This is a genomic window from Streptococcus mitis (assembly GCF_019929545.1).
GTDB lineage: Bacteria > Bacillota > Bacilli > Lactobacillales > Streptococcaceae > Streptococcus > Streptococcus mitis_BU.
Genome location: NZ_JAHZPT010000047.1, coordinates 1 through 8525, shown reverse-complemented (window position 1 = coordinate 8525; position 8525 = coordinate 1). Strand labels below are relative to the sequence as shown.

Below are 8525 nucleotides of genomic sequence, written 5' to 3'. Positions count from 1 at the left end.
AATAATAACCTCATCTTATGATAAGGCTATTATCTCATATTTTGGTGTCCATTGGATAGGTTTTTAGAGGTGCCCTCTAATAACAGGCAATAATTGTCTTTTACCACCTGTCCATTTCGTGAACGGTTGTAAAGTAACTTCCTTTATTTCTTTTATCTTCATGCTTTTAATTATACCATAGAAATTAAAACACAACTCTTGTATTTTCTACCACATTACTAAATTTTCTATTTTAGAATTAAATCATATCAATATCAAAAAATGAGTAAGGCAAATTTTATAAATTCCAAAATTCACCTCACTCTATTAAATTACTCTTTATATCCTTACCTGTCTATCTTCTGACCGCTGGCCTGTGACAAACATGGTGAAGGTTGCTTTACAGACATTTCTGCCTTCTTGATTGGTGATATCCACATCCACCACACAGGTTGTGCGACCTTGATGGACACATTCTCCTTTAATGGTCAACACGTCGTCGAGTTTTCCTGCCTTGAGGTAGTTGATAGAAGATTGAAGTGTCACCCCATCAAGCCCCAGCGAGATAACCACCAAACCACTGATCTGGTCACAAAGGGTAAAGAGATAGCCACCATGGGCATTGCCATAGTAGTTGAGCGACGAGTCCACTACTTTGGTCGTCACCACAACGTGACCATCTCTCATTTTTTCAATTTCGTAATTTTCAAAGGCAGATATAGCGTCAAAATGAAAGTCTTTCATCGTTTCCTCCTGATATTTCAAACGACACTATGATACTACTTTTTATAGGACTGTGCAAGGAGAAAGCTCCTAGTCTGGCAAAATCCCGACCTGCTCCACAAAACGCATAAAGGCTGCCTGTCCTTGTTCCGTCTGCTTGTAAACCCCTGCATCCTCAAGTACACGCGCAAAGATAGTACCCACAGAGTCCTGGACGATTTTAAGGGCTTTTTCTTTATCCGTTAGATCTGGATGTTGGACTTTGAGTTGATCTGCCCACTCTTGATGATAAGAGGCAACTGTAACAGCTTCTCCTACAAGATAGCTAGCGACTTGCTCCACTTCTGCTTTCAGACGTGGTGGCAAGATTGCCAAGCCCATGACCTCAATCAAGCCAATATTTTCCTTCTTGATATGTTGGACATCCTTGTGGGGATGATAGATGCCGTCAGGATGTTCTGCAGAAGTCTGATTGTCCCGCAAGACCAAGTCCAACTCAAACTGACCGTTGCGTTTACGGGCAATCGGTGTGATGGTATGATGCGGTGTCCCGTCTGTCTCTGCCAAAATCTGCACCCTTGGATCTGAATACTGGCGCCATTCCTGCAAAATCTTGTCAGCTAAGTTGATTAAATCTTCTTTAGAATCCGAAGTCAAACGCAACACTGACATTGGCCACTTGACAATCCCAGCCTTGACCTGCTCAAAACCAACAAATCGGAAGGTCTTTTGCAAGGGAGCCAATTCCATCGGAAAGACGTGTCGGCCTCCCTGATAGTGATCATGAGTTAGAATAGAGCCCCCCACAATTGGTAGGTCCGCATTTGAACCCGCAAAATATCCTGGAAACTGCTCTACGATAGCTAGCAGACGCTCAAAACTCTGACGACTGATAGCCATGGGACGATGCTGGCCATCTAAGAAAATACAGTGCTCATTAAAGTAAGCATAGGGCGAATACTGGAAACCCCACTCCTGACCCGCCATTTCAAAGCGGATAATACGGTGGTTGCTACGAGCTGGATGGTTGACCCGACCATGATAGCCCTCATTCTCTAGACAAAGCTGACACTGAGGATAATTACTAGCTTGCACCAACTTGGCTGCCGCAATCTCTTTGGGATCCTTTTCAGGCTTAGAGAGATTGATAGTAATTTCAAGTTCACCGTAATCAGATGGAACACGATAAGCAATATTTTTAGCAATGGCCTTGAGTTTGATGTAGTCATTTTTCTGACTGAGTTGGTAAAAATCCTCTATCGCTTGCTCAGGAGAGTGGACATAGGTTTCCCAGAAGTCACGATTGACCTGACTCGGACAAGGGGTCACCAAATCCATCAGTTCAGCACCAAGGATTTCACGCGCAGTCTGACTATCCTCAATCGTCTCTAATCGAACGGCTTCCTCAACCAGCTGGTCCTTGAGGTCAATCAATTGATCTAGATCCGTCTCAACTTCCAAAACACCATCTCCCACTCGTGCCAAGACACGATTGGTCAGGTAGATTCGATCCATTTCCTCATATGAACTTTCAGAAATGACATGTGTTACAAATTTATCTACTAAGGTCACTATAGAGCCTCCTTTTGACTAGTCAAGGACGCGAGTGCCACCTGCAACTTCAGCGATATAGAAACTTGGAGCGTATCCAACTACTTCCTCGTAGTGTTTTCCAACAGCTCCCTTAAAGGCCTCAACAGTATCCTTTTGTACCAAGGCAATGGCACATCCTCCAAAACCTGCCCCTGTCATACGAGCACCGAGAACACCTTCTTGTGCCCAAGCTGTGTGAACAAGAGTATCCAATTCCAAACCAGTTACTTCATAGTCATGCTCAAGAGAAACGTGTGACGCATTCATCAAGCGACCAAATGTTTCCAAATCTCCTGCTTGAAGAGCTACTTGAGCTTTGAGGGTACGTTGGTTTTCAAGCACAGCATGGCGAGCACGTTTCAAACGATTTTCATCTTTAATCAAGTAGCTATATTGGTCAAAGGCCCACTCATCCAATTCACCCAAGGTCTGAATATCTAAAGCAACTTGCAATTCTTCCACTGCTTTTTCACACTCAGCACGACGTTCATTGTACTTAGAGTCAGCCAATTCACGGCGTTTATTGGTGTTCATGATAACAACGACATTGTCCTTCAAATCAAGTGGCACCAAGTCATACTCCAAGGTGTTGGTATCTAGGTAAATAGCACGTTGGTCTGCTCCCATACCGATAGCAAACTGGTCCATGATACCAGAGTTGACTCCGATAAAGTTGTTTTCTGTTTGTTTTCCGATTTTAACCAAATCAAGACGCTCTAATTTTAAATCAAAGAGATGCTCTGCCACGACCCCTGTTAAGAGTTCAAGGGATGCTGAAGAAGATAAACCAGCACCATTTGGGATATTCCCATAAACATAAAAATCAAAACCTTTGTCAATCACGTGCCCAGCTTCTTGCAAGAAATGAAGGACACCTTTTGGATAGTTGGTCCAGTTGTGCTCTTTTTCAAACTTGAGGTCAGCGAGAGGCACTTCGATAATGCCCTTGTCCTCAAAGTTAGCTGAGTAGAAACGCAAGACTTGGTCATCACGTTTGCGAGCAGCCCCGTAAGTTCCCAAGGAAATAGCAGCTGGAAAAACGTGCCCACCGTTGTAGTCTGTGTGTTCACCAATCAGATTGATACGACCTGGTGAGAAGAAAGTTTGGTCTGCTTCTTGACCAAAAACAGCAAGAAAGTCTTTACGAAGTGCTTCTGCAGTAAGATGTTGTGTCATATGAATTCTCCTTTGACTGTCCGTTAAGTCACCTTAACGTGTAATCGTTTTCTTTTATTGTATCCAAGGGATTTCCCAAGGTCAATCCTTTTTACTAAAATTTTACTAAAATATAAGTAAAAAAGCAGAAAAATATGATATACTAACCTTAAAGAAGGAGGATTTATGGCTACCTTAAAAGATATTGCACAGCTAGCCTCTGTCTCTATCGCGACCGTATCCCGTGTTCTAAACCGCGACCAGAGCCTATCTGTTACAGAAGAAACCAGACACCGTATTTTAACCGTTGCTGAAGAGCTGGGCTACACCAAACACCTCAAGACAGGCGAGTCCCACAAGCCCAAGCAAAAAATTGCCATTATCCAATGGGTCAGCGAACAAGGGGAGCTGGACGATCTCTACTACTACCAGATTCGCCTAGGCATAGAGAAAAGAGCCCAAGAGTTGGACTATGATATCTTGCGCTATTTTAATGACCATCCTTTTACCCTGAGCGAGGAAGTGATTGGGATTCTCTGCATCGGAAAGTTTAGCCGAACTCAGATTTCTGCCTTTGAAGAATACCAAAAACCCCTGGTCTTTCTAGACAGTGATACACTTTCCCTGGGACATACCTGCATTATCACGGACTTTTATACTGCCATGAAACAGGTTGTCGATTATTTCCTCAGTCAAGGAACGGACCGTATAGGGATTTTAACCGGCCTTGAGGAAACAACTGACCAAAAAGAAATCATTGAGGATAAGCGGCTTGAAAATTTTAAGAACTACAGTCAAACAAAGGGAATCTATCATGATGAACTGGTCTTTCAAGGAAGCTTTACCGCCCAGTCTGGCTATGACTTAATGAAGGAGGCCATTCAGAACTTAGGAGACCAACTCCCGCCAGCATTTTTCGCAGCCAGCGATAGTTTAGCTATCGGTGCCCTCCGTGCCCTCCAAGAAGCTGGAATCAGCCTGCCAGATCGCGTCAGTCTTATTTCCTTTAACGATACCAGCCTGACCAAGCAAGTCTATCCTCCCCTCTCCAGCATCACCGTCTATACCGAAGAAATGGGCAGAGCTGGCATGGATATTCTTAATAAGGAAGTACTCCACGGTCGCAAAATCCCCAGCTTGACCATGCTGGGAACCAGACTGACATTGAGAGAAAGTACAAGGAATGATTAAGATATTAAATAAGCTAGGCAAAAAGTCTCTAAAAGCAAAAAGCGCATAGTGTCAAATGTTTAGAAACCTTGATACTATGCGTTTTTGTGTGAAGATTTACTTCATTCTATCTTGAAATTGAGTTTTGTCCCAGCCTCTTTTTCTAGTGTTGATGCCCGTGGTGCTGCTCTAAAGCTGTTACCTTTCGCTTATGTTGCGCATGATTGCTTTGACTGGTGTCCACTTCGATAGTAATATTCTGCACACCTCTTTCTTCTAAGAGCTGACGTACTTGATTCTTTGTTTCCGTCATCTGCTCCCAATCTTCTAAACAGAGATGGACAATGGCATTTTTTTCCAAACCATCCATAGTCCAGAGATTAAGCTGATTAAGACTGGCCACATTGTCCAATCGCTCCAGGCCATTCTTTACTTGCTCAATATCAAGACCTTCTGGCACAGCATCCAAGAAAATCTTGAGCGTAGACCAAAAACGTGGAAGGGCTTTTGAAAGAATAAAGAAAGAAATGACAAGGGACAAAAGTGGGTCTAGGATATACCAGTTCGTGAACCGAAGAACAATCGCCATCAGAATCACAGCCAGCCACCCTAGGGTATCTTCCAGAAAATGCAGACTCAGAATAGACTCATTCTTTGTCTTTCCCTTACCAACCACTAGACTCGCTAACACATTAATAGTAATCGCAATAATTCCTAACCAGAGAATCCCCTCATCATTGACTGGTTGCGGATTTAAAATCTTCGTGACATTTTCCAAAATGACTAGAACTGATCCTGTCATGAGTATTATCGCTGTTACCAAGGCTCCTAGCAGACTAAACCGCTTATAGCCCAAGGTGTACTGATTATCTTCTTCACGATTAGAGATGGTTTCTAGAAAAGCTGATATTCCAATTGCAATCGCATCTCCCAAGTCATGCACAGAGTCAGCAAGAACAGCGCTAGAACCAAATATTCCACCTGCAATAAACTCGACAATGGCATAAGTCAAATTTAAGAAAAAGGCCACCCAAACAGCATATTTTGTCTTCATATTTCTCATTCCTTTGTTATAATAGATTCATGAACATCTTGTTCATTATCATTATCCACTAAAACTCAAAGAAAGGATAGAAGCAAAGCGTCAGCTTTATTCAGTTCTGAACAATTTGCCTCAAGTGTCCATATGACTAAGATTGACCGCCGTATCAGTAAAACAAAAAAAGCTATCTATCAAGCTTTTCTACAACTTTTGAATGCTAAGGGCTACGAGGCCACTACTGTTCAGGATATCATTGATCTCGCAGATGTGGGACGTTCCACCTTTTACTGTCACTATGAAAGCAAAGAGCTACTTCTAGATGAGCTCTGTCGTTACCTCTTCCATCATCTCTTTGAAAGAGAGCAAGCCATTTCAACCGAAGATTACCTTGCCCACCTCTTTCTACATTTTCAGAAAAATCAAGACCATATCACTAGTTTACTATTCTCCAAAAATGACTACTTCCTCCGTCAACTCCAGAGAGAGCTGGAGCACCACGTCTATCCCATGCTGGCTGAGGATTTGAAAAAAGCTCACCCAAGTCTGCCTGCTTCTTATCTCCAACACTTAGTTGTAACCAACTTTATCGAGACATTAACCTGGTGGCTTAAAAAAGGGCAAGATTTCACAGAACAAGAAGTTGTCCAGTTTTATCTAGACCTTCTCATTCCTAAAAATTGAATACAGAGTAGAGCTCAGTTGCCTTATGCCTAGACTACTGAGTTTTTCATTTTTTTAACAATAAAAGAGGACCCACCGATCCTCTTTTTCATTATCTCAAATCCTTGATTATCAACTCTATCTGTTTTAACCGAAAACTTAAAACAGCATTTTCAAACATCTCTTCTTAGTTAGGTAAGTCAGCATTCTGCTTAGCTGCCTTGCTCCACTGATACCAACCAACTAGACTGTTGATGAGATAAATCAGGTATTTCCCTTGAATTTGCAGGCTTCCTCCCCACCAGAGATAAATTGAAAAGACATTTGTAGCTGCCCAGAATATCCATTGTTCACGGTAAACAGCTGTCATGAGGATTTGCCCTACCCCATTGGTCGCATCAGTGATAGAATCACGATAGGGACGATTGGCACCGATAGACTGATAAATAAAGCCAAAAACCAACCACCAAAGAACACTAATGGAAAGATACTTTGTCCAACCCTTGCCATATAGTTTACGTGCGACAAACTCTTGTTGTTCTTTCTTAAACTGAGCTTGATAAATCCAAACTAGGAGCCCAATCGGTTGCATAATTGTAAAATAGAGAGTTGTTAAAACCTCACCATAGAAGCCTTTTTGAAGGGCAAGCACCAGATAAATGATGGAATTAATCAAACCAAATAGGTAGTTACTAGCACGACCTTCAGCTTCTCAAAAAGCAGAAAAAAGGTTAGTAAGGCTTGAGAGATGAATCATTTTAAAGGCAAACAATTCCAACAAGACGTCATCATTGTCGCTGTTGATTATTACCTACGTTACAATCTGAGCTATCGTGAAGTTCAGGAATTGCTTTATGACCCTGGAATAAATGTTTGTCACACTACGATTTATCGGTGGGTTCAAGAATACAGTAAAATCCTCTATCATCTCTGGAAAAAGAAAAATAAACAGTCCTTCTATTCGTGGAAAATGGATGAAACCTATATCAAAATTAAGGGGCGTTGGCATTATCTCTATCGAGCGATTGAGGCGGACGGTTTAACACTGGATATCTGGTTACGAAAGAAACGTCGAGCAGACGATAACAGCTATAAGTTAGAAGATACCGCCTATCAAGAAGATAAAGCACGCAAAGCAGAAACCGAAGATAAGCTAACTATTGAAGCAATGAAAAGCAAGTACACCACGCTATTGCTAGAAAATATGTTGCTAAGTCCGTTTGAAATGCAAGATACAAAAATCATGGCAGGATTGCAAGTCCATGTTTACCCCCTCTATGACGAACTGAAAGAATTAAGAGGGCTAAATAGTGTCAAAGACCACTTGTCTTATGTTGCCAGCAGACGTGAAGAATATTCTAAGCATAATATCGCACGCTACCTCAAAAAAGCCATTGAACAATATCTACCAACGGTTAAAAGGCAGGACTTAAACCATGAGTGAAGACTTAAAAACGATCAAAGAGCTGGCGGATGAGTTGAGTGTTACAAAACAAAATATTCAATATCACTACCAAAGGTTACCAAAAGAATTACAGCTTAAAAGTTCCAATGGGTCTAATCTAATAAATTCTAAAGCAGAAAAAATAATTTTAGGTAAAGTAGAAAGTAGTAGCAAATCAAATACCAAAGACCAACAAATAGAAAAACTAACTAATTTGTTAGACCAGTAACAACGATTAGCCTTGCAAGATAAAAAGTTGCTAGAAGAATACAAGGCGGAAAATGATAACTTAAAAGCCCTCAAAATGCCCTCACAGGAAACAGAATTCAAACACTTAGACAATCAATATAAAGATGATGTGAACGCTCTTAAAGAGAAGTTGGAAAATTTGCAGGAACAAATCAAAGATCAAAAAAGGATAGAAGAACAAGAAAAACCAATAAAATGGTGGGGACTATGGCGAAAATAGATGATTCAGTTAAAAAGAAAGTTCCAGAATTGCGATTTAAAGTATTCACGGATGAATAGGAACAGCGTAAGTTGGGAGACGAAGTTCGAATAGTGATGGGACAGCCTCCTAATTCAGAAAATTATACTGATGATCCTAATGGGCGCTAAAAATGCGAAGACCTATGAAGACCTATTTTGTATTAGTCAAACAAAAAATCCAAAAGAAATGGTATAGGGCACCTCTAAAAACTCCACTCTTATCACAAAAGAAAAAATCAACTGTATGTGTCTCATTTAGTTGGCACATTC

The 8525-nt window shown here is 41.3% G+C and carries 9 protein-coding genes and 2 pseudogenes; 5 read left to right on the top strand and 6 right to left on the bottom strand.

The genetic code is table 11. The features are described from left to right. Window positions 1-66: 66 nt before the first annotated feature. From K1I71_RS09285 to K1I71_RS09270, 4 genes and pseudogenes are all read right to left on the bottom strand, one after another. A pseudogene (locus K1I71_RS09285) lies at window positions 67-162 on the bottom strand (DNA adenine methylase); the annotation flags it as partial. 156 nt (window positions 163-318) lie between these two features. Beyond that, window positions 319-723, bottom strand: coding sequence for a PaaI family thioesterase (locus tag K1I71_RS09280; protein WP_000651198.1), 405 nt, complete (start codon window positions 721-723; stop codon window positions 319-321). A 69-nt stretch (window positions 724-792) separates the two neighbouring features. Beyond that, entirely contained in the window at window positions 793-2274 is a 1482-nt protein-coding gene (locus tag K1I71_RS09275) for a UDP-glucose--hexose-1-phosphate uridylyltransferase (RefSeq protein ID WP_223330826.1), read from the bottom strand. A gap of 18 nt (window positions 2275-2292) precedes the next feature. Then, entirely contained in the window at window positions 2293-3471 is a 1179-nt protein-coding gene (locus K1I71_RS09270; protein WP_223330825.1) for a galactokinase, read from the bottom strand. A gap of 165 nt (window positions 3472-3636) precedes the next feature. On the opposite strand from K1I71_RS09270, the gene galR reads away from it, so the two are divergent. Next, window positions 3637-4641 (top strand): LacI family DNA-binding transcriptional regulator, encoded by a 1005-nt coding sequence (galR, locus tag K1I71_RS09265; RefSeq protein ID WP_203176723.1) that lies wholly within the window; start codon window positions 3637-3639, stop codon window positions 4639-4641. A 142-nt stretch (window positions 4642-4783) separates the two neighbouring features. Here galR and K1I71_RS09260 read toward each other — a convergent pair whose 3' ends face one another. Next, on the bottom strand, window positions 4784-5674 hold the full coding sequence (locus K1I71_RS09260; protein ID WP_033688214.1) for a cation diffusion facilitator family transporter: 891 nt from the start codon (window positions 5672-5674) through the stop codon (window positions 4784-4786). Window positions 5675-5806: 132 nt separating this feature from the next. On the opposite strand from K1I71_RS09260, the gene K1I71_RS09255 reads away from it, so the two are divergent. After that, a complete protein-coding gene (locus K1I71_RS09255; protein ID WP_042900442.1) occupies window positions 5807-6343 on the top strand; it encodes a TetR/AcrR family transcriptional regulator in 537 nt (178 codons plus the stop codon). A gap of 166 nt (window positions 6344-6509) precedes the next feature. On the opposite strand, the pseudogene pnuC reads toward K1I71_RS09255, so the two are convergent. Then, window positions 6510-7031: pseudogene (gene pnuC, locus K1I71_RS09250) on the bottom strand (nicotinamide riboside transporter PnuC); the annotation flags it as partial. 39 nt (window positions 7032-7070) lie between these two features. Here pnuC and K1I71_RS09245 point away from each other — a divergent pair. Genes K1I71_RS09245 through K1I71_RS09235 form a run of 3 tightly spaced genes read left to right on the top strand, consistent with a single transcriptional unit; the run spans window position 7071 to window position 8235 of the window. Continuing rightward, a complete protein-coding gene (locus K1I71_RS09245) occupies window positions 7071-7766 on the top strand; it encodes an IS6 family transposase (RefSeq protein ID WP_223330824.1) in 696 nt (231 codons plus the stop codon). Continuing rightward, window positions 7759-7995 (top strand): hypothetical protein, encoded by a 237-nt coding sequence (locus tag K1I71_RS09240; RefSeq protein ID WP_001287839.1) that lies wholly within the window; start codon window positions 7759-7761, stop codon window positions 7993-7995. The genes K1I71_RS09245 and K1I71_RS09240 overlap by 8 nt, the downstream gene beginning before the upstream one ends. A gap of 12 nt (window positions 7996-8007) precedes the next feature. After that, window positions 8008-8235 (top strand): DNA-binding protein, encoded by a 228-nt coding sequence (locus tag K1I71_RS09235; protein WP_317628064.1) that lies wholly within the window; start codon window positions 8008-8010, stop codon window positions 8233-8235. The last annotated feature ends 290 nt before the right edge of the window (window positions 8236-8525 follow it).